The organism is Streptomyces sp. NPDC000410 (assembly GCF_040300305.1).
Lineage (GTDB): Bacteria > Actinomycetota > Actinomycetes > Streptomycetales > Streptomycetaceae > Streptomyces.
This window is the reverse complement of sequence record NZ_JBEPDM010000001.1, coordinates 387,069-409,273: the sequence shown is the minus strand read 5'-3', so window position 1 is coordinate 409,273 and position 22,205 is coordinate 387,069. Positions and strand designations below refer to the sequence as shown.

Here is a 22,205-nt window from a genome sequence, read left to right as displayed (position 1 = left end):
TGTGACGCTTTTCGGTCACGCGGCGCAGATAGGGGTACCCGCACCCGATGGGAGCCCCCATGACCCTGGTGGAACTGCTGGCCGAGGCGGATGAGCGGAGTCTGGCCGCCAGCGGTCTGGCCTGCCTCGACCGCTGTCTGCCCCTGCTCGTCGACGAGACCGATGTACTGCGGCCCCTCTGGGCGGGCATCGCCGAGGGCGAGGAGGGCTGGGCCGAGCGGCTCGCGGAGGCCAGAGCCGCCCTGGACGCCGCCCCCGATCCCGGCGGGACGGCGGCCCCGGTACGGAAGATGATCGGCGCCGCGCCGTCGGAGTGGGCCGCGGGCCCGCTCGCCGAATGGGCGGCCGCCTGCTCCTCCCTCGCGCTCGAACTCCACCAGGAACTGGACCCGGCGGGCGGCACGCAGGGCCCGCTCGGCGGCGGGGAACAGCGCCGCCAGATCCAGATCCTGAAACTGCTGGCCCGCACTCCGGACGGCGCGGGACTGCGCCGAGCGCTGGACGTGTCGAAGGCGGGGCAGCGTGTGCTCCGCGCCGCCCTGTCCCGGCGGGCGAGGGCGGGCGGCTAGGGGTGTCTTGTGGATCAGGCCGGATCCGCTTTCGGATCCCGCCTGATCCGCTTTCGGGTCGGGCTGGATTCGCATCTCGGGCTGGATCCGCCTCCGGGTCAGGCCGGATCCACCGGCTACACCAGTTCGCTGCCCACGTTCCGCATCATCTGCCGCAGCACCTTGACGGTCGTCACGTAGTCCGCGTCGTCGATGCCCTCGTGTATCCGGTCGCGCCACGCGGGTGCGTGGGCCTTGAGGTCCGCGCGTGCCGCGTCCCCGGCCTCCGTGATCCACAGCCGGCCCTCGCCGTCCCGGGTGACCCAGCCCCTGGCCAGCATCGTCTCGGCGTCCGCCGCCAGGTCGTCCTCGACCCGCCGGTACGTCTTCGTGACCTCCAGCAGCTCGGCCACGGTCATGCCGTGGCCGTCCACCGAGATGTCGTTCTTCGACAGATACCGGAGCATCCAGTACTGGGGCTGCGTGAACCCGAGCTCGGCCTGCCGCTGCCGGATGAACCCGAGGATCGCGTCGTGGGCCACGCCGGCCCAGTACGCGATCGGCTGAGCCGCCAGCTCTTCTTCCGAGTACTCCTTGGTTCCCATGTCCGTCCCCCTCCGGGTGATCACTTCAACAAGATCACCATAAAACCTCAAGCAGACTTGAGGTCAAGGGGCGTTCGCATGGCCGCCGGTGCCACGTCCAGCGTCGGCGCGCCGGTGGTGGTGAGGCCGGTGGGGGAGCCGCGGAAGGTGGTGATCCCCTCCGGGCCGGCGACGGCGAGATCGTCGTACCCGTCGCCGTTCAGGTCACCGGCCGCGAGCGACTGCCCGCCGGCGCCGTGCAGCACGGTGGCGGGAGCGCCGGCCATCCGCAGCACCAGATGCCGCGTGCCCTGCGCCGAACGGTAGGTGACGGCGGTGTCCGGGCGGCCGTCCGCGTTGAAGTCGCCGGTCGCGCTGCCGACCTCGGTGGCGTCGCCGGGAACGTCGCCGGGCGTGTCGCCGGGCGCGTTGCCGACGCCCTGCTCGAAGGGGGCCTCCTCAGGGGCCTCCTCGAAGGCATCGAGCCCGTCCCCGTCCCCCTCCGCCGCCGCCTGTGCCGCCAGCGCACGGATCTCGGGCAGGTCGTCGTACAGATGGTCCCCGGGGCAATCGGTCGGCGAGCCGTCGCGGTGGCCGGAGATCCGGTTCAGGGTGACCTTCTCGCCCTTGTCGTACATGCCGTTGTCGGTGCTCGAGGTCAGGCCGACGGTGCCCTCCGGGTCGTAGCCGTCCAGCCCGAGCTTCCAGGCGGCGAGCTCGGCGACCGTCTCGAGCACGACCTGGGGGGCGGTGGCCGTCATGAAGTCGCCGAGGACGGAGATGCTGCTCGTGTCGATGTTGAAGCCGTAGGTGTGCGCGCCCTGCACGGGCCTGTCGATCCCGCCGCCACGGCCCTCGAAGACCGTGCCGCACTTGTCGACCAGGAAGTGGTAGCCGATGTCGCTCCAGCCCTGGCTCTGCACGTGGTACGTGAAGATGCCCCGGACGATCGAGGCCGATTCCGCGCAGGTGTAGTCGTTCGTCCCGGCGGTGTGGTGGACGAAGACCGCCTTGGCGCTGGTGTTGTACGTGGGTGACTGGGTGACGAGCGATTCGTCGGCCCCCCAGCCCGCGCGCGACGTGAGCGCGGGCGCGCCCGCGGGCTCGTCGGCCCGCAGCGTCGTCGGTACGGAGACGACGTCGTCGCCGCCGTCCGGGTCGACCAGCTCGACCCGCAGCCCCTCCGGCAGGGTCTCCCCGTCCGCCCGCAGTTCCACCCCGTCCGACGGCCCGGCCCACAGCGGGGCCGTGCCGCCCCGCACCCCGGCGGCACCGGCGCGCTCGGGCCCGGACTCGGGCGTACGGACGTCCGCGTCGAGCTCGTGCCACGCGGACCAGGTGCCGGTGCGGCTGTCGCGGGTGCGTACCTCGGCCGTGCCGCCGAGCTGCGCGGACGGATCGTTCCAGGTGAGGCCGATCATGCTGAACGGCTCGGTGGCCCTGGCGGGGAGCGTGCGCGACGCCGGGTCGGTGCCGGCCGGCACGGGCACGGTGTGGACGTCACCGCTCTTCGTGATGGGCGGCGGCGCCGAACCCGCGGGCTCCGTGAGGCAGAGTCCGATGGCGGCGGCGCCCGCGAGGGCAAGGGCGGTCCGGGAGTGCCTCATGGGGCGGTTTCTCATGAGGCGGGAGCATAGGGAGCGAGCAGGGGCAAACTTCCGTAATAGGGGCTCGACCATGCCATTGATCGCCCGAAATGAGCAGGTGATTGACGGCCCATAGGAAAACGGTCGATCAAACGCTCGATCAAGCGGTCCAGCGAACGGTCCAGCGAACGGTCCAACGAACGGTCGTGCAAACGGTCCAACCGGCGGTTCGATGAACGGTCGAGTGAACGGTCTTTCGAACGGTCGGGTAAACGGGCGACACCCCGGCACATGCCGTTGGTACGGTCCCGCCATGGTCGATGATCACGCATCAGTGCGAATCCCCGTCACCGCGGACGACGTTCAGCACGCCGTCCGCCTCGCCCTCGCCACCCTGCGCGGCCGCCTCGGTGCCGACTGGCACGCCAAGGCGGGGACCCTGGAGTGGACATGCTGGGAGACCGTCGAGCACCTGGCCGACGACCTCTTCTCGTACGCGACCCGCATCGGCCCCGAGGCGCCCCCGCTGGACCGGGAGGTCCCCTTCCTCTGGGCCCCGCGCCGGGAGGGCGGGCCCTCCAACGTGACCTACGCCGACCCGGAGGGCGGCCCGCGCGGGCTGCTCCAGGTGCTCGAGTCGTGCGGGGCGCTACTGGTGGCGATGGTGCGGACGACTCCGGCGGACCGTCGCGCGTACCACGTGTTCGGGGTGAGCGACCCGGAGGGCTTCGCGGCCATGGGGGTGGTCGAGACGCTCGTCCACACGCACGACATAGCCGCCGGTCTAGGCGTCCCCTGGACTCCGCCGGCGGGCCTCTGTGACCGGGTCCTCGCCCGCCTCTTCCCCGACGCGCCGGCCGGGACCGACCGCTGGGCCACCCTGCTGTGGGCGACGGGCCGAGGCGAACTGCCGGGGCGGGGGCGGCTGGAGTCGTGGCGGTGGCACGGGGCCGTGGAGGCTTCCCGGAAATGACGACCGGGGCCGCCACCCCCCACAGGAGAGGCCCCGGTCGTCGTCCGCCGGGGCCGCTGGGCGACCCCGTACTACCTTCAGCGCCATGAGTGCGTTTTCTGTCACACGCCCTGCCCCCGCCCTCCGCCAGCGGAATGTTGCAACTTGTACTAGACATGGACGTACGCGGGGGTAGGACGTAGCGTTCTGCTGCGCGCTGGGCGGTGCGGCGGCTGTGACCAGCCGCGATGACGAACGGGTTGTGGGAGTGCTGGGGGACGACGCGGAGCTGACCGCCGCGGTGCTCGCGGCGCAGGACGGGGACGAAGACGCCTTCCGGACTGTGTACCGCGCCGTGCAACCGCGGCTGCTCGGCTACATAAGGACGCTGGTCGGAGAGCCGGACGCCGAGGACGTGGCGTCCGAGGCCTGGCTGCAGATTGCCCGGGACCTGGACCGGTTCAGCGGTGACGCGGACCGCTTCCGCGGCTGGGCCGCGCGGATCGCCCGCAATCGTGCCCTGGACCACATACGGATGAGGGGACGGCGGCCCGCGGTCGGCGGTGACGAGACCGAACTGACCGGAAAGCCCGCCGAGTCGGACACCGCCGGGGAGGCCATGGAGGCCCTCGCCACCGGCCGGACGATGGAGCTCATCGCCCAACTCCCGCAGGACCAGGCGGAGGCCGTCGTGCTGCGCGTGGTCGTCGGCCTGGACGCCAAGAGCGCGGCCGAGACGCTGGGCAAGCGGCCCGGCGCGGTACGGACGGCGGCGCACCGGGGGCTGAAGCGGCTGGCGGAGCTGCTGGGAGCGGATCAAGGTCCCGTGGAGACGGGGCTCGGAGCCGTACCGCCGCAGCGTGACCCCCGCGGCGGTGCGTCGGCGCGCCCCGCCGGTGTGACGCATTCGCGGCTGCGGACGCAGAAGGACATGTGATGGCCGACGAGCGGTACGAATGGCTCGACCAGGAGGCGGCGGAGCGTTTGCTGCGCGGTGACCAGGTGGAGACCGTCGGTGTTGACGCGCGTAGCGCCGCCGACCGCCTCGCGGCCGCACTGGACGCCGTACGCACGGCCGACGGCACGGAGATCGCCCGGGAGGCCGCCGCGGCCCAGGAGCCGCTGCGCGGCGAGGAGGCCGCGCTGGCGGCGTTCCGCAAGGTACGCGACGGCGGCGCGGAGGAGTTGCTGCCCACGGTGCGGCTCGCCGCGGCGTCCCGGCCGGTGCGCTGGGGCAGACCCGTGCGCTGGGGTCTCGCGGCCTCGCTCGCGGGGTTCGCCGTGGGCGGTGTGGCGGTCGCCGCCGGCGCCGGCGTGCTGCCCACCCCGTTCGGCGCCGACCGCGATCCGGAACCCGCCGCCTCCGTATCGGCCCCCGCCACGCCCGGCCCGCTCGTATCCGGATCGCCGAGCGGCGGGCGCGATGCGGCCGACCCCTCGGCGCCGCCGTCCGGCGCGGCCACCCCGTCCGCCCCTTCCGCCTCCGGGCCGGCCGCACCGGCGACGAGCGCGCCGCCGTCCGGCAGCGGCCGCGGCGGCGGGCGGGACGAGGCCGCCGAGAAGGGGGACGGGAAGACGGGCGACCGGGACCGGTACCGCAAGGCGGTCGAGGCCTGCCGTGACTACCGCAGCGGCCGGATCGACGAGGAGCGCAAGCGGCGGCTGGACAAGTGGGCCGACGGCGCGGACAACGTCAAGCGGTTCTGCCACAAGCTGCTGTCCGGCAGCGGCAGCGGCGGCCGTGACGGCTCCGGCGGCGACAGCGAAAGGAACGGCGACGGCGACGACGACGGCGGCGACCGAGCCGCCGCCGCGGCCGTCCCGATCGCCCCGCGTATCACGGCGGCCCCGGTCGTCTCCGCCGTCCCGGTGCTCGTCCACTGACCCTGGTGTTTCCAGCCATTCCTGGGCCCCGCACCTTTAGGTCACCGCTCTGACCTGCGGTTTTGTGATTCGCGGAAAAAATTTCCGGCCAGGTGTGACGTTTTTTGAGCCGGTGACGCAGTAGAGAGTGAGCCGACTGGTCATCGGCCGCGCTTGAGCCGGGGTTCCCCCCGTACCTACGGCTCGGCGCACAAGGCGCGGGCGGGACACGTTCCCCCGGTCCCGCCCGCGCCCCCTCACTTCCTCGTCGCCAGTGGTCTCACCAGCGACTCACCAGTGGACGACGACCTTGTCGCCGGCCTTCACCTGGTCGAAGACCTGGGCGATCTTGCCCTTGTCCCGGACGTTGACGCAGCCGTGCGAGGCACCGTTGTACCCCCGGGCCGCGAAGTCGGACGAGTAGTGCACCGCCTGGCCCCTGCTGAAGAACATCGCGTACGGCATGGGCGTGTCGTACAGCGTCGACACATGGTCACGGCTCTTGAAGTCGACCTTGAAGATGCCTTCGCGGGTCGGGGTGTTCTCCGAGCCGAAGCGCACGTCCATCGCCGAGATCACCTTGCCGTCGATCATCCAGGCGAGCGTCCTGCTCTCCTTGCTGATGCACAGCACCCGGCCCGTCATACAGCGCTCGTCGGGCTTGTCCAGCGTGTTGGTCGTCGGCGGGCGCAGCTCGTCCGCGGTCGGCTTCCGGGACATCTCGGTGAGCTTCGTCCAGGTGGTCTCGTCGACCGACCCCGTGGCCGCGAGCCCCCGCTTCTCCTGGAAGCCGCGGACCGCGTCCGAGGTCATCGAGCCGTAGAACGCGGTGGGGCTGCGGTGGAAGTATCCGAGCTGCCGGAGCCGCGCCTGCAGCTCGCGGACCTGCTCGTTCTCCGTGCCCTCCTGCATCAGCACCTTGGCCGTGTCGGCGGACGGGCCGGTCTGCCCGGCGGAGGGCGATCCCGAGCCGGAGGGGGACGGGGAGCCGGCCGGCTTGTCGTCGTCCTTGTTGTCGTCGACGACGGGCGCGGCCGGTGTGGCGGGCCCCTTCGACGGCGTCGCGGACGCACCGCCGCCCGTGCCCTGCGCGGTGCAGCCCGCGGCCAGGGCCACGGCCATCGCGGCCATGAGCGTTCTCTGCAGGACGGACGTGCGGCGCATAGGAGCCCCCCGGGACGAGTCGTGTGTGAATAGGGATGCTTCCCGACCGTGCTTGGTTGCGGACAGTGGGCCATCCTGTGAGGAAGGTCCCAGCGTGCGGCACTCCATCGGCCGCACGCCCGCCGCTACAGTCCGTCGCGAGGGTCGGTACCAGTCAGTAGCTTTAGCAGGCTTATAGCGGGAGGCACAGCACATGGCGCGCGAGTCGGAGTCGGGACTGCCCATTGAGCCGGTGTACGGGCCGGACTCCCTGGACGCGTGGGACCCGGCCGAGAAGCTCGGCGAGCCGGGCTCGTACCCGTTCACGCGCGGTGTCTACCCGTCGATGTACACCGGACGGCCCTGGACGATGCGCCAGTACGCCGGCTTCGGCACGGCCGTCGAGTCGAACGCCCGCTACAAGCAGCTGATCGCCAACGGCACGATGGGCCTCTCCGTCGCCTTCGACCTGCCGACCCAGATGGGCCACGACAGCGACGCGCCGATCGCGCACGGCGAGGTCGGCAAGGTCGGTGTGGCCATCGACTCGATCGACGACATGCGGGTGCTGTTCGGCGGTATCCCGCTGGACAAGGTCTCCACGTCGATGACGATCAACGCCCCGGCCGCGCTGCTGCTGCTTCTCTACCAACTGGTCGGCGAGGAGCAGGGCGTCCCCGCGGACAAGCTGACCGGCACCATCCAGAACGACGTGCTGAAGGAGTACATCGCCCGCGGCACGTACATCTTCCCGCCCCAGCCCTCGCTGCGGCTGATCGCCGACATCTTCAAGTACTGCAAGGCCGAGATCCCGAAATGGAACACGATCTCGATCTCCGGCTACCACATGGCGGAGGCCGGGGCGTCCCCCGCGCAGGAGATCGCTTTCACCCTCGCGGACGGTATCGAGTACGTCCGAACGGCCGTAGCGGCCGGGATGGACGTTGACGACTTCGCGCCCCGGCTGTCCTTCTTCTTCGTCGCCCGTACGACGCTCCTGGAGGAGGTCGCCAAGTTCCGCGCGGCCCGACGGATCTGGGCGCGGGTGATGAAGGACGAGTTCGGCGCGAAGAACCCCAAGTCGCTGATGCTCCGCTTCCACACCCAGACCGCGGGCGTGCAGCTGACCGCCCAGCAGCCCGAGGTGAACCTGGTCCGGGTCGCCGTCCAGGGCCTCGCCGCCGTCCTCGGCGGCACCCAGTCGCTGCACACCAACTCCTTCGACGAGGCCATCGCCCTGCCGACGGACAAGTCGGCCCGCCTGGCCCTGCGCACCCAGCAGGTCCTGGCGTACGAGACCGACGTCACGGCCACCGTCGACCCGTTCGCGGGGTCGTACGTCGTCGAGAAGATGACGGACGACGTGGAGGCGGCGGCCCTGGAGCTGATGGGCAAGGTGGAGGACCTGGGCGGCGCGGTCCACGCGATCGAGCGCGGCTTCCAGAAGAGCGAGATCGAGCGCAGCGCGTACCGCATCGCGCAGGAGACGGACAGCGGCGAGCGCGTCGTCGTCGGCGTCAACCGCTTCCAGCTGGACGAGGAGGAGCCGTACGAGCCCCTGCGCGTCGACCCGGCGATCGAGGCCCAGCAGGCGGAGCGGCTGGCGAAGCTGCGGGCGGACCGCGACCGGGAGGCCGTTGACACGGCGCTCGCGGCGCTGAAGAGGGCGGCCGGGGGGACGGATAACGTCCTGTACCCGATGAAGGACGCGCTGCGGGCGCGGGCGACGGTGGGCGAGGTGTGCAACGCGCTGCGGGAGGTGTGGGGGACGTACGTCCCGACGGACGCGTTCTGACCGGTTTTCCGGTATGTGGAATACAAGGACGGAGTGTCGTACTCGCGTGCGACACTCCGTCGCATGCTGGGTGTGACAGATCTTCCGACCTACCTCGTGGGCCTCGTCCTGATCGTTCTGCTGCCGGGGCCGAACTCGCTGTACGTGCTCTCGGTCGCGGCGCGCCGGGGTGTGCGCACGGGCTACACGGCCGCAGCCGGGGTCTGGTGCGGAGACACTGTGCTGATGACCCTGTCCGCCGCCGGGGTCGCCTCGCTGCTCCAGGCCAACGCCGTGCTCTTCGGGACAGTGAAGTTCGCGGGCGCGGGCTATCTGACCTGGCTGGCCATAGGGATGATGAGGGCCGCCTGGGGCATGTGGCGCAGCCGCCACGACAAGGCGGTCGCGGATGTCGTCGGCGAGGCGGGGCCGGGCGCCGAGCGGCCGTGCCGCCGAGCCTTCGTGATCAGCCTGCTCAACCCCAAGGCGATCCTCTTCTTCGTCGCCTTCTTCGTGCAGTTCGTGGATCCGGGCTACGCGTACCCGGCGCTCTCCTTCGTGGTGCTCGGCGGCCTCGCCCAGGTCGCGAGCGTCCTCTACCTCACCCTGCTGATATTCACCGGCACGCATCTGGCGTCCGCGTTCCGCCGCCGCAAGCGGCTGTCGGCGGGTGCCACGTCGGCGGCGGGCGCGCTGTTCCTCGGCTTCGCGGTGAAGCTGTCGCTCAGCAGCGCGTGACGTTCTCCGGACGGCCGTGAGCCGTCAGCCGACGACCGACAGCTGACAGCCGACGCTTCACCGCTGGAGTCGGCGCGGCATGTGGCGGCCGTCAGCCCAGCGCCGCCCGCTTCAGCCGTCGCACCCGCCGCGCCACCCTGCGTACCGCCGCGTTCCGGGGCACCGGGAGGCCTCCCGGAAGGCCCAGCACGGTGAGGCGGCGGCGTTTGAAGTAGCGCCAGGTGCGGGGGGACAGGTGCGCGGACAGGTACGTCTGCGCCGCCTCGCGCAGATCGGGGCGCAGCTGCGGCTGCATCGCGAAGCCGACCGCCCGGACGAGTCCGCGAAGGGCGTCGTCCGCGGGGCGCGGGGCGCCCGAGGCGCCGGCCTCCAGGTCGGGGACCAGGGCGTCCACGAGGGTGAGCGGCACCCGGTTGCTGTTCTGGTACGGGGTGAGCCGGTCGAGGAGCGGCTCGGTGCCGATCCTGGCCACCGGGATGCTGTAGAACGTGCTCGCCGTCAGCAGGGCGGTCGAGAAGCAGGCCACCACCAGCGCGGGCTTCAGCCTCCGGTACAGCACCTCCGCCAGCAACGGCCGCTCCAGCACGGTCAGTTCCACGCCGAGCTTCCCGGCCTCTCGCTCCAGCGCGCGCGACCACGCGGCCGGGGCCACCGGGTGCGGCTTGAAGACGAGCTTGCGGTGGCCGAGCGCGACCGCGCCGCGGACCATCCGCAGGTGCAGGTCCTCCTCCTCGGCGGCGGTGATGATGCCGAGCGCCGTGAGGTACTGGCCGAGCAGCAGCGCGGGAGCGGCGCCGTCGAACGGCAACTCCTCGGCTCCGTAGGCCAGTTCGTCGACCACCTTCGTGAACGCCTCGACCGGCACCAGCTGCGGCCGCGCCCCGAACTCCGCCAGCAGCAGCGGCTCCAGCCCCGGCACCAGGTCGAGATGGAGCAGCCGGCGTACCCGCTCACCGACCAGCGGGTCGATCTTGCTCCGGGTCGGGCCGTAGCTCATCAGCCCGTCCGCGTACACATCGAGCCGCGCGTCGGGGAACAGCTGGGCGATCGCCAGTGCCGGGTTGACCTGGATGGACTCCACCGCCAGCTCGACGCGGTCGTCGCCGAGCCCCCACAGCATCCGCAGATGGCGCTCCCACAGGGGCACGTCGTCCGGACGCGGCGCCCAGCCGCCCGGATGGAGCGGTTCGATCGCCTCGTTCCAGGACAGCACCCGGTCGAACCGGCCGCGCAGCCGCTCGAAGCCCGGCATCGTGTCGAGCGACGGAGTCGTCTCCGGCGTCGCCGCGTTGTTGCTGACCAGCAGCAGCCGCCGGTCCGCGGGCTCGAAGCAGCCGCTGTCGAGCGCGGCGGCGAGCGTGGCGGCCCCGTACAGCGTCGAGGCGAAGAAGATCTGCGTCGTACGTGTCGCGGCCATCAGGCGTCCGCCCCCGCCGAAGGCGCGGACACGGACATCGGACGGCGGCGCACCCTGCGCAGCCGCGACGCCCGTTCGGCGTCCATCGAATCGAGCGCGTCCTTGAGAATGTCCTGCGGCATCCGCCGCAGCGCCGCCGCGCTCATCGAACGCAATTTACGGGCCACGGCCGGTTCGAACCTCTCCACTGATCCCAGATGATGAGAAATAACGGCGCAGTATGTGCGTACGGCTTTCGGCAACAGCCGGTCGGAATCCGGATCCTTCGTCGTTTCATCGAGCACCTGGTCGAAAGCTCTGATGAAATCGAGTTGTCTGATATCACCGATCTGCGTCAGTGATGACGCGATTCCGCGACGGTAGAAGATCCCGAGCAGGCCCACCGCCGCGAACGACTCCGCCTCGCGGTGCAGCCGCCAGATCCACGGCCGGTCCTCCGCCGTCCGCAGCCCGTCGGTGAAGTGCAGCAATCCGCGCTCCAGCAGCTCCCGCCGGTAGATCCCGGCCCACGCCATCGGGTAGTCGACGGAGGTCGAGCGGTCGGCCGGCAGGATCGCGTCACGCGGTCGCAGCACCTCGCCCCGACGGCCCACCGGCACCCGGAACACCTTGCGCTCGCGGGCCGTGCACTGGACGTGGTCGGTGCGGACGAAGTCGACGCCGAGCCCCTCGATGGCGGCGAGCAGCCGCTCGTAGTAGCCGGGCGCCAGCCAGTCGTCGCCGTCGAGGAAGGTGATGTACGCGCCGCGTGCGGCGTCCAGGCCGGTGTTCCGGGCCGTGGCAAGACCGCCGTTCCGTTCGTGTCTGAGCAGGACCGTTCCCGGAATCTCCCGCTCGGCGCGCTCCAGGATGTCCGGGGTCCCGTCCTTCGAACAGTCGTCGACGAGCAGGAATTCGAAGTCCTCGCGGGCGTTCGCGCGCAGGCTTCTGAGAGTGTCGGGCGCATATGACTGCACGTTGTAGAACGGCACGATGACGGAGAGCTTGACCACCTGCCGGACACTAAGCGCCGGCCCGTCATTCACTCTGACCCCAGGAGAGACAGTGGGTGAACAGGGCGCGGCGGAATTGTTAACCCGTTCGACCATCAGGTCATTTCGCGATTCGTCGACGCGCTGTTAACCATTTGTTGCTGTCCAGTTGGGCCGCCGAGCCAGATGCCTTTCTAACGTCCTCGACGTGCCATCACGTACCAGCGAAGCGCTGCGCGTCGCCGTGCTCGCCGACTCCGACACCCGGTGGAAATGGGGCGCGCTCACCGCGCGCCGTATCACCGAGCACGCCGAGCACGTCGAGACCGCCGAGCACGCCGCGAACAAGCCCGAGCTGACCGGGTTCCTGCTCCGCGGCCGCGCCACCCCCACCGCGCGCCAGCTCGCCGAGGTCGGGGTCACGGCGGACGACCTCCGCGAGGTGACCGGCGCCGAATTCCTGCGGGCGCTACGCGACGAGGGATACGACCTGGTCGTCCTCGCCCTCGTCGGCGGCGCCGTACAGGCGATGCTCCACGGCATCGCCGCCCTCCGCCTTCCCCGCAGGCCCGTACTGGTCACCGGCTACGTCGGCGTCGTCTACGAGAAGCTCGCCGACGGTCTGCTGCTGCGGCACGGCGCGGACGTCGTCCTCGCCAACTCCCGCCATGACGCGGACCGCTTCCGCGAGGTGTTCCACGGCGTGGGCGCCGACGCCTCCGCCGTGACCGAGGCGGCGCTGCCGTTCCTCGGCGGCGCGCCCTACGAGCGGCACGACGGCCGCGACACCGTCGTCTTCGCGGCCCAGCCGTCCGTGCCGGAGAGCCGCGCCGACCGCACGTATCTGCTGCGCAGGCTCGTCGAGCACGCACGGCTGCACCCCCACCGCGAGGTGCTCCTGAAGCTGCGCTCCAAGCCGGGCGAGCACACCACGCACCTGGAGGAGCTGCCGTACCAGAAGCTGGCGGACCGGCTCCCCGGCGGACTCCCGCCCAACTTCAGCCTCGTGTACGGGCACATGGGCGAGGTCCTCGACCGCACCGACCTCCTGGTCACCGTCTCCTCCACGGCCGCGCTCGAATCCCTGCACCGCCGCATCCCGACCGCCGTCCTGACGGACCTCGGGGTGCGCGAGGCGCTCGGCAACCACCACTTCCTCGGCTCCGGGCTGCTGACCTCCTGGGACGCCCTGGACGGCGGACACCGCCCGGTCGCCGATCCGGAGTGGGTCGCCCGCCAGGGCGTCGCCGCCGACGGCGCGTACGACACGGCCTTCGACGAGGCGCGGGGGCGGGTCGCGGAGCTGCTCGCCCGCCCCGGACTCCCGCCGCTCGCCCCGTACTACACCCCCGCCACCGCGCCCGGCTATCTGCCCGCCCTCCTCGCCCGCCACCACCTGGCCGCGGACGGCAACCCACTGCCCGGCGCCGCCCCGGCGACCGAGCCCACCGGCGTGCGCCGACTGGTGCGCGACGCGGTGCGGGGGGCGGCGCGCGGCGCGTACCGCCACGGCGTGCAGCGCGTCGCCCCCGTCATCCGCCGGATGGGCGCGCTGTGACCCAGCTCAAGGACCGGAAGCACCCGAAGGAGCCCCACCCCATGTCCACCGTTCTCGCCGTGATCCCCGCTCGCGGCGGCTCCAAGGGCGTCCCCGCGAAGAACCTGGCCCAGGTCGGCGGCGTGCCGCTGGTCGCCCGCGCGGTCCGCGCCTGCCTCGGCGCCCGCCTCGTCACCGACGTGGTCGTCTCCACCGACGACCCCGCGATCGCGGACGTGGCCCGCGCGGCCGGCGCGCAGGTCGTCCAGCGCCCGCCCGCCCTCGCGGGCGACGCCGCGACCAGCGAGTCCGCCGTACTGCACGCCATGGACGCCCACGAGGCGACCCACGGCCGCCCGGTCGACGTGGTCCTCCTCGTCCAGTGCACCAGCCCCTTCCTGACCAGCGAAGACATCGACGGGGTCACCTCGGCGGTGGCAGAGGACGGCGCCGCCACGGCCGTCACCGTCGCTCCCTTCCACGCCTTCGTCTGGCGCCGGACGGCCGCAGCGGCCGACGCAGCCGACGCAGCCGACGCAGCCGAAGTCGCTGACGCCGGGCACGCCGCCGACGCCGGGGACGCCCACGGCGTCAACCACGACAAGTCCTTCCGTCCCCGCCGCCAGGACCGCCCCCAGGACCTCCTGGAGACCGGGGCGGCGTACGCCATGGACGCCCAGGGCTTCCGTACGCACGCGCACCGGTTCTTCGGGCGCACCGCGCTCGTCGAGACCGACCCGGCCCGGGTGCTGGAGATCGACGACCCGCACGATCTGGCCCGCGCCCGCGCGCTGGCGCCGCTGCTCGACCCCGCGCCGCTGCCCACCCACCACGACGTGGACGCCGTCGTCCTCGACTTCGACGGCACCCAGACCGACGACCGGGTCCTCATCGACGCGGACGGGCGCGAGCTCGTCGCCGTCCACCGCGGTGACGGCCTCGGCATCGCCGCGCTCAAGCGCTCCGGGCTGAAGCTGCTCATCCTCTCCAGCGAGCAGAACCCCGTCGTCGCGGCCCGTGCCCGCAAGCTCGGGATTCCCGTACTGCACGGCATCGACCGCAAGGACCTCGCCCTGAAGGAGTGGTGCGAGGAGCACGCGGTCCAGCCCGAGCGGGTCCTCTACGCCGGCAACGACGTCAACGACCTGCCCTGTTTCGGGCTCGTCGGCTGGCCGGTCGCCGTCGCGAGCGCGCACGACTCCGTGCGCGCCGCCGCCCGCGCCGTCACCGCCACCCCCGGTGGCGCCGGCGCGATCCGGGAGATCGCCGCCTGGCTTCTCGGTCCCACCCTCACCACCCCCGCCCAGCAAGCCGACCGTTAGGAACCACACCATGAACTCCCGTCTGCGCACCCTCGGCAGCAAGACCGCGGGCCCCGGCCACCCCGTCTACGTCACCGGTGAGATCGGCATCAACCACAACGGCGACCTGGACAACGCGTTCGCGCTGATCGACGCCGCCGCCGACGCCGGCTGTGACGCGGTCAAGTTCCAGAAGCGCACCCCGGAGATCTGCACCCCGCGCGACCAGTGGGACATCGAGCGCGACACGCCCTGGGGCCGGATGACCTACATCGACTACCGCCACCGCGTCGAGTTCGGCGAGGACGAGTACCGCGCCATCGACGAGCACTGCGCGAAGCGCGGCATCGACTGGTTCGCGTCGCCCTGGGACACCGAGGCCGTCGCCTTCCTGGAGAAGTTCGACGTGCCGGCCCACAAGGTCGCCTCCGCGTCGCTCACGGACGACGAGCTGCTGCGCGCCCTGCGCGCCACCGGCAAGACGGTGATCCTCTCCACCGGAATGTCGACGCCGAAGCAGATCCGCCACGCCGTCGAGGTGCTCGGCAGCGACAACATCCTGCTCTGCCACGCCACCTCGACCTACCCGGCCAAGGCCGAGGAGCTCAACCTGCGGGTCCTGGGCACCCTCCAGGCCGAGTACCCGAACGTCCCGATCGGCTACTCCGGCCACGAGACCGGCCTGCAGACCACCCTCGCCGCCGTCGCCCTCGGCGCCGCGTTCGTCGAGCGCCACATCACCCTCGACCGCGCCATGTGGGGCTCCGACCAGGCCGCGTCCGTCGAGCCCGGCGGCCTCACGCGCCTCGTCCGCGACATCCGCACCATCGAGACCGCCCTCGGCGACGGCGTCAAGCGGGTGTACGAGTCCGAGCTCGCCCCGATGAAGAAGCTCCGCCGGGTCGCCGGGGTCGTCGCCGAGCAGGCCGAGCAGACCGCGCCCGCCGGGAACGCGACGCCGGTCGCGGTCTGACGACCATGGACCTCGCCTTCGTCGAGAGCCCGGTCCAGCTGCTGAACGTCCTCGAATGGGCCCACAGCACAAGGTCCGCGGCGCTGTCGGCCGCACCGGCCACAGCCGGCGGCGCGGCGGTGCCACAGGACGTCACCGTGGTCGTCCTGTCGCCCACCGACCCCATGTCGCGCGGTCAGCTGCGCCGCATGGCCGAGCTCGCCCGCGACGAAGGCCTCACCGTGCGCTGGCAGGAGGCGCGCGGCGGGAAGGGCGCGCCCCTGCGCACGATCCGGCAGCTCGCGCCGCAGCTGCGCAAGGCGAACCGGATCGTCATAGGGGATCCGTTCTCCCGCTACGTACAGCTCCTCCTCACCCTCGTCGGCACCAAGGACCTGACGGTCGTCGACGACGGCACGGCCACCATGGAGTACGTCTCCCAGGTGGCCAGGGGCGAGCGCCTCGTGCGCTGGCACCGGCGCGGCCGGCGGGGACCGCGCGAGCTCGTGCTCGCGCCGGTCTCCGCCGCCGCCCGCCGCCGGCTCTCCCCGTCGGCCTCCCGCGAGGTCGAGGTCTTCACCTCGATGCCCGTGGACCCGCCGGCCGGGATCACGGTCACCGCCAACACGTACCCGTGGACCCGCTCCCGGTTCGGCCCGCCCCGCCTCACCCGGGGCGCGGACATGGTCGGCACCTCGCTCGTGGAGACGGGGGTGGTCGACCCGGAGCAGTACGAGGAGGCCGTCGCCGCGCTCGCCGCGGAGCACGGCGCCACCCGATACTTCGCGCATCGCCGCGAGAGCCCGGACAAACTGCACCGCCTCGCCGCCCGCACCGGCCTGGAGATCGTCCGGCCCGATCTGCCGCTGGAGCTGATCGCCCGCCGCGGTCCGATCGGCCGCACCGTGCTGAGCTTCCCCTCGACCGTCGTGCACACCCTGCCGCTCGCCCTCGCCGGGACGGGTATCACGGTCGCGGTCTGCGACATCGCACCGGAGTGGCTCAGAGAGACCGCCTCACCCCGGGCCCAGGGCTTCCTGGCGGTGGTCACCGGCACGGCCAGAGGCGTCCACCGACTCCCGGCGCCCGCGTAACCGCTCCGCTGGACGTCGGTGCGATACCCGCGGGTGCGTCGTGGCTGGTCGCGCCCACGCGGCGGAGCCGCACATCGATACAGCCCCGCGCCCCTTCGGGGCGCTGCCGAACCGCAGCGGGCTTCACCGAGCCTGCTCAGGCCATGTCCACGGGTGTCCACATAGTGGTCAAAATTCCCGTGAGCTTACCCACACCGGCGGACGGCCATGCGTCGTCAGACGATTTTCTTTCCCCTATCGGGCTGAACTTTTGTTGATCTCGAGTGAGTTGGGGCAGGGAGGGGCCTACCCTTCAAAAGGTGAACCAGTTGATGTCCCGCGACCCCGACGCCGTTCCGTCCGGTGACGCCGTGCTGCCCGGCACGCTGTCCGATTCCCTCCGCCTGGAACTGATCGCGTTCCGCCGGGACTTGCACATGCACCCCGAGCTCGGCAACCAGGAGTTCCGCACCACCGCCGCGCTCAAGGCCCGCCTGGAGGCCGCCGGGCTGCGGCCCCGGGTGCTCGCGACCGGCACGGGGCTCATGTGTGACATCGGCACGGATGAAGGTGCGCGAAGCTCGAACATGGGTGGCGGGGGGCGACGGGCGGGCGGAGTGCGGCCCATGTTCGCGCTGCGCGCCGACATCGACGGCCTCCCCATCCCGGATACCAAGACGGGCGTCCCGTACCGCTCGACCGTCCCCGACCGCGCCCACGCCTGCGGCCATGACGTCCACACCACGGCCGTCCTCGGCGCCGGACTCGTCCTCGCCGAGCTCGACCGGCAGGGCCTGCTCCCCCGTCCCGTGCGGCTGATCTTCCAGCCCGCCGAAGAGGTGCTGCCCGGCGGCGCGTCCGACGCCATCGAGTCCGGCGTGCTGGACGGAGTCGGCCGGATCGTCGCGGTGCACTGCGACCCCCGCGTCGACGCCGGCCGGATCGGGCTGCGGCCCGGCCCCATCACCTCCGCCTGCGACCGGCTGGAGATCACGCTCGACGGGCCGGGCGGCCACACCGCCCGCCCGCACCTGACCACCGACCTCGTCACGGCTGCCGCGAAGGTGGTCAGCGAGGTCCCCGCACTGCTGTCCCGGCGCGTCGACGCCCGCTCCGGGCTGGCGCTGACCTGGGGCCGTATCGAGGCGGGCCACGCCTGCAACGTCATCCCGCAGCACGCCGAGCTGTCCGGCACGGTCCGCTGCCTGGACCTGCCGGCCTGGCGGGACGCCCCGGACCTGGTGCACGCGGCGATCGACGAGATCGCCACGCTGCACCGCGCCAAGTCGCAGATCAACTACATCCGCGGGGTCCCGCCGGTCGTCAACGACCCGGTCGTGACCGAGCTGCTGCGCGACGCCCAGGCCGCCCGTCGCGGAGCGCACACGATCGAGGACACCGAGCAGAGCCTCGGCGGCGAGGACTTCTCCTGGTACCTGGAGCACGTCCCGGGCGCGATGGCCCGTCTCGGCGTGCGCCCGCCCGGCTCGGGTGCCAGGCTGGACCTGCACCGGGGGGACTTCGACGTGGACGAGGAAGCGATCCGGGTCGGGGTCGAGCTGTTCACCGCCGCCGCCCTGCTGGATGGAGCGGGCGAAAGCGGTGGCCACCGTTCGTAATCGGACAGTTCACCTTCCGTTGGCTGTTCGCGTCGATCCGATAACGGCTGTCGAACGCGTCTTTACCTGACATCTACGCGCGTTACGATCGCGGCGAAACCAGCGCCGGAAGTGGCGCTTTCGGTCAGGTTTTAAAGGAGCCTCCCAGTGCGCCGATTCACCAGGATCGCCACCGTGGGCGTCGCGTCTGCGGCACTCGCACTGTCCGTCACCGCGTGTGGCGACAAGAAGTCGTCCGATGCCGGTTCGGACGGTGGCGCCCCCAAGGCCGCCATCGCCTACGACATCGGCGGCCGCGGCGACCAGTCCTTCAACGACGCCGCCTACGCCGGTCTCTCCAAGGCCGAGAAGGACCTCGGCATCAAGGGCAACGAGGCCGAGCCCGCCGAGGGTGAGGGCGACCCGGACAAGATCCAGCGCCTCACCTCGCTCGCCCGCGCCGGCAACAACCCGGTGATCGGCGTCGGCTTCGCCTACGCCCCGGCCATCGCCGCCGTCGCGCCGAAGTTCCCGAACACCACCTTCGGTCTGATCGACGACACCTCCAAGACCGGCAAGAACATCGCCAACCTGGTCTTCAACGAGGAGCAGGGCTCCTACCTGGCCGGCGTCGCCGCCGCCAAGGTGACCAAGTCGAAGACCGTGGGCTTCATCGGCGGTGTCGAGACCCCGCTGATCAAGAAGTTCGAGGCGGGCTTCGTCCAGGGCGTCAAGGACACCGACAAGAACGTCAACGTCAAGGTCCAGTACCTGACGCAGCCGCCGGACTTCGGTGGCTTCTCCAAGCCCGACCTGGGCAAGGCCGCCGCGCAGGGCCAGCTCGACGGTGGCGCCGACGTGATCTACTCCGCCGCCGGTCTCGCCGGCGCCGGCTCCATCGAGGCCGCCGCCAAGGCCAAGAAGTGGGCCATCGGCGTCGACTCGGACCAGTACAACCAGGCGGGCCTCGCGACGTACAAGGAGTACATCCTCACCTCGGTGACCAAGGACGTCGCGGACTCGGTCTACAACCTGATCAAGTCGGTCAAGGACGGCAAGCCGCAGAACGGCGAGATCCGCTACGGCCTCGACAAGGACGGCGTGGGCCTGGCCACCTCCAACCCGGCGTTCACCAAGATGACCGATGTGGTCGCCGCGGTCGACAAGGCCAAGGCCGACATCATCGCCAAGAAGATCACGGTCAAGACCGCTCCGTAACCGCGCGGCTGGACTGCGGGCCCGTGGGTCCGGGGAGAACGGCACTACGCCTCGGCGTGAGCCGTCCCTCCGGACCCCGGGCCACATTCCGCCTCCCGGTTTTTGGTATTTGAAGTCGCTACGCGCGTAGAACCCTTACTGGCGCGGTAACTTCGCCCCACCCCCCTGCCCGCGACAGCCTTCGCCTGTCCTCCCGCTCCTTTCCCGTCAAGGAGAGTGCGTCATCAACGCGTCCAGTCCGCCACCGCCGTCGGCTGCAGCCGTAGAACTGCGCGGCATCACCAAGCGCTTCCCCGGCGTCGTCGCCAACCACGACATCGACATCACCATCCGCAAGGGCACCGTCCACGCCCTCGTCGGTGAGAACGGTGCCGGCAAGTCGACCCTGATGAAGATCCTCTACGGCATGCAGAAGCCGGACGAGGGCACCATCACCATCGACGGCAAGCAGGTCTCCTTCCACAGCCCGGCCGACGCCATCAAGGTCGGCATCGGCATGGTCCACCAGCACTTCATGCTGGCCGACAACCTCACGGTGCTGGAGAACGTCGTCCTCGGCGGCGAGAAGCTGTACGGGATCGGGGCCAAGGCCCGTAAGAAGATCCTGGAGATCTCGGGCGCGTACGGGCTCAACATCCGCCCCGACGTCCTGGTCGAGGACCTCGGTGTGGCCGACCGCCAGCGGGTGGAGATCCTCAAGGTCCTCTACCGCGGCGCCCGCACCCTCATCCTCGACGAGCCCACCGCCGTGCTCGTCCCGCAGGAGGTCGACGCGCTCTTCGACAACCTGCGCGAGCTCAAGGCCGAGGGCCTCACCGTCATCTTCATCTCCCACAAGCTGGGCGAGGTGCTGTCGGTCGCCGATGACATCACCGTCATCCGCCGCGGTACGACCGTGGGCACCGCCGACCCGCGCACCACCACGCCCAAGCAGCTCGCCGAGCTGATGGTCGGCAGCGAGCTGCCCTCGCCGGAGACCCGCGAGTCGACGGTGACGGACGTACCGATGCTCGACGTGGACAAGCTGCACCTGAGCCAGACCGACCCCGACGGCGTCGTCCGCGCGGTCCTCGACGGCATCAGCTTCACCATCCACAAGGGCGAGGTCATGGGCATCGCCGGCGTCGAGGGCAACGGCCAGACCGAGCTCATCGAGGCCCTCATGGGCATGTCCGACCCCGACGGCGGTGTGATCACCCTCGACGGCGTCGACATCTCGCACGCGCCGACCCGCAGGCGCCGCGAGGACGGCATCGGCTACATCCCCGAGGACCGCCACCGGCACGGACTGCTGCTGGAGTCCCCGCTCTGGGAGAACCGCATCCTCGGCCACGTCACCGAGCGCCCCAACAGCAAGCGCGGCCTGCTCGACCCCAAGGCCGCCCGCAAGGACACCGAGCGGATCGTGCGCGAGTACGACGTGCGCACCCCCGGGATCGAGGTCACCGCGGCCTCCCTGTCCGGCGGCAACCAGCAGAAGCTGATCGTCGGCCGCGAGATGAGCCACCACCCCAAGCTGCTCATCGCCGCCCACCCCACCCGCGGCGTGGACGTCGGCGCGCAGGCGCAGATCTGGGACCAGATCCGCGAGGCGCGCCGCGAGGGCCTGGCGGTGCTGCTGATCTCCGCCGACCTGGACGAGCTCATCGGGCTCTCCGACACCCTGCGGGTGATGTTCCGCGGCCGGCTGGTCGCGGACGCCGACCCCGCCACGATCACCCCCGAGGAGCTGGGCTCGGCCATGACCGGCGCCGCCACCGGCCACCTCGAGCACGACGAGCAGCCTGAGAACGGTGAGGGCCGATGAAGAAGTTCGACAAGGACCGGCTGCTGCTGGGCGTCGCCGGCCCGGCACTCGCCCTGGTCGTGGCCTTCCTGCTCACCACCCTGGTGCTGCTCGCCTCGGGCCTGAACCCGATCGAGCCGTACGAGCTGATGCTCGACAGCGCCGAGTACATCGACGTACAGGTCAACATCGTCAACCAGACCGGTACGTACTATCTCGCCGCGCTCGCCGTCGCCATCGGCTTCCGGATGAACCTGTTCAACATCGGCGTGGACGGCCAGTACCGCCTCGCCGTGATGATCGCGGCCGTCGTCGGCGCCGCCGTCGAGCTGCCCGGACCGCTGCACGTCCTGCTGATCACGCTCGTCGCCATGGGCGTCGGCGCCATGTGGTCGGGCATCGCCGGTGTCCTGAAGACCACCCGCGGAGTCAGCGAGGTCGTCTCCACGATCATGCTCAACGCGATCGCGACCAGCCTGATCGCCTGGCTGATCCTCCCGGCCAACCTCGGTGTGCAGATCCCCGGCTCCAACGACCTGACCACGGGCGAGATCCCCGAGTCCGGCTGGTTCCCGGGTCTGGAGACCGAGGGCGGCGCGATCTACGGCTTCACCTTCGTCGCCTTCGCGCTCGGCATCGTCTACTGGTTCGCCCTCAACCGCACCCGCTTCGGCTTCGACCTGCGCGCCACCGGCGCCAGCGAGTCCGCAGCCCAGGCGAGCGGTGTCGACGCCAAGAAGATGGTCCTCACCGCCATGCTGATCTCCGGCGCCGTCGCCGGTCTGTCCGGCCTGCCGCTGCTGCTCGGCCAGACCCACACGTACAGCCTGAGCTTCCCGGTCGGCGTCGGCTTCACGGGCATCACCATCGCCCTGCTCGGCCGCAACAACCCGCTCGGCATCCTCTTCGCCGCGCTGCTCATGTCCTTCCTGGACAAGGCATCGGCCGACCTGGACCAGTTCGGCTACCCGAAGGAGATCACCACGATCATGAAGGGTCTGATCGTGATCTCGGTCGTCGTCTCGTACGAACTCGTCCGCCAGTACGGGCTGCGCCGTCAGCAGCAGAAGGTCGGCGAGGAGCTCGCCGCCCAGGCCGCCCGCAAGAACAAGGAGGTGGCCGCGTGACCACCACGGCCGTCCCGGCCGGCGCGGCGCCCGTCAA

The 22,205-nt window shown here is 71.2% G+C and carries 19 protein-coding genes; 14 read left to right on the top strand and 5 right to left on the bottom strand.

What is annotated here, in order from left to right:
• The first annotated feature begins 59 nt into the window (after nt 1-59).
• Entirely contained in the window at nt 60-569 is a 510-nt protein-coding gene (locus ABT342_RS01890) for a hypothetical protein (RefSeq protein ID WP_351565506.1), read from the top strand.
• A gap of 116 nt (nt 570-685) precedes the next feature.
• On the opposite strand, the gene ABT342_RS01885 is transcribed toward ABT342_RS01890, so the two are convergent.
• Entirely contained in the window at nt 686-1,153 is a 468-nt protein-coding gene (locus ABT342_RS01885; protein WP_351565503.1) for a MarR family winged helix-turn-helix transcriptional regulator, read from the bottom strand.
• Between the two features lie 47 nt (nt 1,154-1,200).
• Nucleotides 1,201-2,739, bottom strand: a complete 1,539-nt coding sequence (locus ABT342_RS01880) for an N-acetylmuramoyl-L-alanine amidase (RefSeq protein ID WP_351565500.1) — start codon at nt 2,737-2,739, stop codon at nt 1,201-1,203.
• Nucleotides 2,740-3,031: 292 nt separating this feature from the next.
• Between ABT342_RS01880 and ABT342_RS01875 the strand changes: the two genes are divergently transcribed.
• The 3 genes from ABT342_RS01875 to ABT342_RS01865 all read left to right on the top strand — a co-directional run bounded on the left by ABT342_RS01875 (nt 3,032) and on the right by ABT342_RS01865 (nt 5,554).
• The gene (locus ABT342_RS01875) at nt 3,032-3,691 is read left to right on the top strand and encodes a DinB family protein (protein ID WP_351565497.1); all 660 of its coding nucleotides are present in this window, start codon (nt 3,032-3,034) and stop codon (nt 3,689-3,691) included.
• A 247-nt stretch (nt 3,692-3,938) separates the two neighbouring features.
• Nucleotides 3,939-4,607 (top strand): RNA polymerase sigma factor, encoded by a 669-nt coding sequence (locus ABT342_RS01870; protein WP_351566294.1) that lies wholly within the window; start codon nt 3,939-3,941, stop codon nt 4,605-4,607.
• Complete coding sequence (locus ABT342_RS01865) at nt 4,607-5,554, top strand: hypothetical protein (RefSeq protein ID WP_351565494.1); 948 nt, start codon at nt 4,607-4,609, stop codon at nt 5,552-5,554. Before ABT342_RS01870 ends, ABT342_RS01865 begins: the two co-directional genes overlap by 1 nt.
• A 270-nt stretch (nt 5,555-5,824) precedes the next feature.
• On the opposite strand, the gene ABT342_RS01860 is transcribed toward ABT342_RS01865, so the two are convergent.
• Complete coding sequence (locus ABT342_RS01860; RefSeq protein WP_351565491.1) at nt 5,825-6,697, bottom strand: L,D-transpeptidase family protein; 873 nt, start codon at nt 6,695-6,697, stop codon at nt 5,825-5,827.
• Nucleotides 6,698-6,890: 193 nt separating this feature from the next.
• Between ABT342_RS01860 and ABT342_RS01855 the strand changes: the two genes are divergently transcribed.
• Nucleotides 6,891-8,471 (top strand): acyl-CoA mutase large subunit family protein, encoded by a 1,581-nt coding sequence (locus ABT342_RS01855; protein ID WP_351565488.1) that lies wholly within the window; start codon nt 6,891-6,893, stop codon nt 8,469-8,471.
• A gap of 63 nt (nt 8,472-8,534) precedes the next feature.
• The gene (gene leuE, locus ABT342_RS01850) at nt 8,535-9,188 is read left to right on the top strand and encodes a leucine efflux protein LeuE (protein ID WP_351565485.1); all 654 of its coding nucleotides are present in this window, start codon (nt 8,535-8,537) and stop codon (nt 9,186-9,188) included.
• Between the two features lie 91 nt (nt 9,189-9,279).
• Here the strand turns inward: leuE and ABT342_RS01845 are convergent, their stop codons facing one another.
• Both ABT342_RS01845 and ABT342_RS01840 read right to left on the bottom strand, forming a co-directional pair.
• A complete protein-coding gene (locus tag ABT342_RS01845) occupies nt 9,280-10,605 on the bottom strand; it encodes an alpha-2,8-polysialyltransferase family protein (RefSeq protein WP_351565482.1) in 1,326 nt (441 codons plus the stop codon).
• Entirely contained in the window at nt 10,605-11,597 is a 993-nt protein-coding gene (locus ABT342_RS01840) for a glycosyltransferase family 2 protein (RefSeq protein ID WP_351565479.1), read from the bottom strand. Before ABT342_RS01840 ends, ABT342_RS01845 begins: the two co-directional genes overlap by 1 nt.
• Nucleotides 11,598-11,784: 187 nt before the next feature.
• Here ABT342_RS01840 and ABT342_RS01835 point away from each other — a divergent pair, with 187 nt between their 5' ends.
• The 8 genes from ABT342_RS01835 to ABT342_RS01800 all read left to right on the top strand — a co-directional run bounded on the left by ABT342_RS01835 (nt 11,785) and on the right by ABT342_RS01800 (nt 22,168).
• Complete coding sequence (locus tag ABT342_RS01835; RefSeq protein WP_351565476.1) at nt 11,785-13,134, top strand: DUF6716 putative glycosyltransferase; 1,350 nt, start codon at nt 11,785-11,787, stop codon at nt 13,132-13,134.
• A 41-nt stretch (nt 13,135-13,175) separates the two neighbouring features.
• Complete coding sequence (locus ABT342_RS01830; protein ID WP_351565473.1) at nt 13,176-14,435, top strand: cytidylyltransferase domain-containing protein; 1,260 nt, start codon at nt 13,176-13,178, stop codon at nt 14,433-14,435.
• Nucleotides 14,436-14,445: 10 nt separating this feature from the next.
• Complete coding sequence (locus ABT342_RS01825; protein WP_351565470.1) at nt 14,446-15,387, top strand: N-acetylneuraminate synthase family protein; 942 nt, start codon at nt 14,446-14,448, stop codon at nt 15,385-15,387.
• Nucleotides 15,388-15,392: 5 nt separating this feature from the next.
• Entirely contained in the window at nt 15,393-16,460 is a 1,068-nt protein-coding gene (locus tag ABT342_RS01820; RefSeq protein WP_351565467.1) for a hypothetical protein, read from the top strand.
• A gap of 311 nt (nt 16,461-16,771) precedes the next feature.
• Nucleotides 16,772-18,058 (top strand): amidohydrolase, encoded by a 1,287-nt coding sequence (locus ABT342_RS01815; RefSeq protein ID WP_351566291.1) that lies wholly within the window; start codon nt 16,772-16,774, stop codon nt 18,056-18,058.
• A 147-nt stretch (nt 18,059-18,205) separates the two neighbouring features.
• Complete coding sequence (locus tag ABT342_RS01810; RefSeq protein WP_351565464.1) at nt 18,206-19,255, top strand: BMP family lipoprotein; 1,050 nt, start codon at nt 18,206-18,208, stop codon at nt 19,253-19,255.
• Nucleotides 19,256-19,478: 223 nt separating this feature from the next.
• Nucleotides 19,479-21,062 carry an ABC transporter ATP-binding protein gene (locus ABT342_RS01805; protein WP_351566288.1) on the top strand — a complete coding sequence of 528 codons (1,584 nt, stop codon included), beginning with the start codon at nt 19,479-19,481 and terminating at the stop codon, nt 21,060-21,062.
• Complete coding sequence (locus tag ABT342_RS01800; RefSeq protein WP_351565461.1) at nt 21,059-22,168, top strand: ABC transporter permease; 1,110 nt, start codon at nt 21,059-21,061, stop codon at nt 22,166-22,168. Before ABT342_RS01805 ends, ABT342_RS01800 begins: the two co-directional genes overlap by 4 nt.
• Nucleotides 22,169-22,205 lie beyond the last annotated feature (37 nt).

Coding starts and splice junctions, on each gene's coding strand:
- ABT342_RS01890 (WP_351565506.1), top strand. CDS start 60: ATGACCCTGGTGGAACTGCTGGCCGAGGCGGATGAGCGGAGTCTGGCC.
- ABT342_RS01885 (WP_351565503.1), bottom strand. CDS start 1,153: ATGGGAACCAAGGAGTACTCGGAAGAAGAGCTGGCGGCTCAGCCGATC.
- ABT342_RS01880 (WP_351565500.1), bottom strand. CDS start 2,739: ATGAGGCACTCCCGGACCGCCCTTGCCCTCGCGGGCGCCGCCGCCATC.
- ABT342_RS01875 (WP_351565497.1), top strand. CDS start 3,032: ATGGTCGATGATCACGCATCAGTGCGAATCCCCGTCACCGCGGACGAC.
- ABT342_RS01865 (WP_351565494.1), top strand. CDS start 4,607: ATGGCCGACGAGCGGTACGAATGGCTCGACCAGGAGGCGGCGGAGCGT.
- ABT342_RS01860 (WP_351565491.1), bottom strand. CDS start 6,697: ATGCGCCGCACGTCCGTCCTGCAGAGAACGCTCATGGCCGCGATGGCC.
- ABT342_RS01855 (WP_351565488.1), top strand. CDS start 6,891: ATGGCGCGCGAGTCGGAGTCGGGACTGCCCATTGAGCCGGTGTACGGG.
- leuE (WP_351565485.1), top strand. CDS start 8,535: ATGCTGGGTGTGACAGATCTTCCGACCTACCTCGTGGGCCTCGTCCTG.
- ABT342_RS01845 (WP_351565482.1), bottom strand. CDS start 10,605: ATGGCCGCGACACGTACGACGCAGATCTTCTTCGCCTCGACGCTGTAC.
- ABT342_RS01830 (WP_351565473.1), top strand. CDS start 13,176: ATGTCCACCGTTCTCGCCGTGATCCCCGCTCGCGGCGGCTCCAAGGGC.
- ABT342_RS01825 (WP_351565470.1), top strand. CDS start 14,446: ATGAACTCCCGTCTGCGCACCCTCGGCAGCAAGACCGCGGGCCCCGGC.
- ABT342_RS01820 (WP_351565467.1), top strand. CDS start 15,393: ATGGACCTCGCCTTCGTCGAGAGCCCGGTCCAGCTGCTGAACGTCCTC.
- ABT342_RS01815 (WP_351566291.1), top strand. CDS start 16,772: ATGTCCCGCGACCCCGACGCCGTTCCGTCCGGTGACGCCGTGCTGCCC.
- ABT342_RS01800 (WP_351565461.1), top strand. CDS start 21,059: ATGAAGAAGTTCGACAAGGACCGGCTGCTGCTGGGCGTCGCCGGCCCG.